The sequence below is a fragment of the Moorena sp. SIO4A1 genome (genome assembly GCF_010672065.1).
In the GTDB taxonomy this organism is placed as follows: Bacteria; Cyanobacteriota; Cyanobacteriia; order Cyanobacteriales; family Coleofasciculaceae; genus Moorena.
Map to the genome: position 1 here is coordinate 1 of NZ_JAAHHX010000492.1, position 1,769 is coordinate 1,769.

Below are 1,769 nucleotides of genomic sequence, written 5' to 3' on the forward strand. Positions count from 1 at the left end.
TACCGTACACATCCAGCGAGACCGTCATCTTCGGTTAGAAGAGCAATCAGCTGTGATAGGTGATGTGGTGTCAGTACCTAGGCCATCTAGTCACATCAGAAATCAATTTTATATAGCTTATGGGGACTTAGTTTACACTTGGAGATATCCATCAGTATTTATCTACTTTAATTTCAGTCCTAAAGGTGCAGTTGCACTGATGAGACATCTGACACAACAATTAAATATAATTAAGATTCCCTTCGACTTCAATGTCTTGTACAATCCCTCTAGCTACGGGCGATATGACTCAGGAATTTTACGAATTAAGAAGGATAGCTACGAATTGGTTCGGCAAGTCCTACAGACTGTTTACGCAGAAAATGAATCGCACTTTCAAACTAATGTTCCTATATTCACTAAGGTGCTTGCGCCAGGGCTCGCTTTAGCAGAAAGACCTGAAAAAGAATTTAGATTTCTGGAAGGTTTTGGGATGAACCGCTGCAAAATTGTTGCCAATGCTTTAATGGAAGCCCATCAAAATGGTGATGAATCCCCAGAAGCTCGAATGCAATATATACTCAAGCAGTTTGAGCAATACGGAATAGACCTAGAGCGTCCATACCTCAATCCTGGCTCTGAAGATATCTACACACCATTGGATGTAACCAACGGTGTGACAGTCAGTTAATAACTAGACATCAAAACTATCCCCTTGCTAAAGAAGACTAAAGGTAGTATTAATTTAGTTATAGCGTTTCTAGGATTTATGAGGTACGCTTCATTTCCTCAAAGTCCCCCTTGATAAGGGGGATTTAGGGGGATCAATTCCCTCATGGCATAGAGAATTGCTATAGAAATTGGAGTTAAGAATTAGAACTTAAGCTACTGGCTTCAAGTTCCTTAATAACTTCAACTTCCCCAATCTGTTCCTTCAACCACCCACTAAACAAATCAGACATAATCTCAGACCGCAACTTCCCATCCAATTCCGATTTAAGAATCTCCTCAACCAAAATCAGATGCACTCCCTTAGAACTCACAATCGGCTTAAGCAACTGTGGCGGCTCAGCAGCAAAGACAGCAGCAGAAATTTCCGGCTTAAACTCCTGACGCTTAACAATTCCCCGATATCCTCCAGAGCGCCGTAACTCAGTATCTTGGATGTATTCGTGAGCAATCTCATAGAAACTTGTTTCCCCTTCATCCAGGGCATAAAACAGTTCCATCGCTAGCTCTTGATCATCTAAAACCACTTCGTAAATAACTGCACTAGCATAATCGAGCTGATGTTCAAAGAAATAGGGTTCAACCTTATCCGCAAACAGATGTTGAACTACCTTACTAGCCATCAAATTAGTATACACTATTTCTTCAAAATCATCTAAAGACATACTGTATTTTTGCAGCCATGCCCAAGTGTCTTCTGAATTCTCAAGTTTGTTCATTAATCGGAATTGGTCTGCTGCGTTTTGAAGGTCTTCAATCTCTACACCGATGCCAGCACTTTCCGCAGTAGCCGCAATAATCTTGCGGGTCACAATCCCTTCAATAATTTCAGGAATTTGGCAGGATAGCTGGACTTGGTGAAAAATATCTTCAGTGGTAATCGTAATAGCTGGTAACATGATTATTTATTGGTAGTTGGTAGGGAATAGGGAATAGGGAGCAGGGAGTAGGGAGTAGGGAGTAGGGAGTAGGGAGTAGGGAGTAGGGAGTAGGGAGGAGGGAGTAGGGAGTAGGGAGTAGGGAGTAGGGAGTGTGTTGAAAGTCGGAGATCCCCCTAAATC

At 41.9% G+C, this 1,769-nt stretch carries 2 protein-coding genes; one reads left to right on the top strand and one right to left on the bottom strand.

What is annotated here, in order from left to right; genetic code table 11:
* Nucleotides 1–670, top strand: a 670-nt coding sequence (locus F6K53_RS39805) for a T3SS effector HopA1 family protein (protein WP_293085529.1), incomplete at its 5' end; no start/stop codon positions are given.
* Between the two features lie 175 nt (nt 671–845).
* On the opposite strand, the gene F6K53_RS39810 is transcribed toward F6K53_RS39805, so the two are convergent.
* Nucleotides 846–1,607, bottom strand: a complete 762-nt coding sequence (locus F6K53_RS39810; protein WP_293085532.1) for a peptidylprolyl isomerase — start codon at nt 1,605–1,607, stop codon at nt 846–848.
* Between the last annotated feature and the right edge of the window lie 162 nt (nt 1,608–1,769).

What these genes read in the sequence shown, in the direction of transcription:
- F6K53_RS39810 (WP_293085532.1), bottom strand. Translation starts at nt 1,607, where the DNA reads ATGTTACCAGCTATTACGATTACCACTGAAGATATTTTTCACCAAGTC.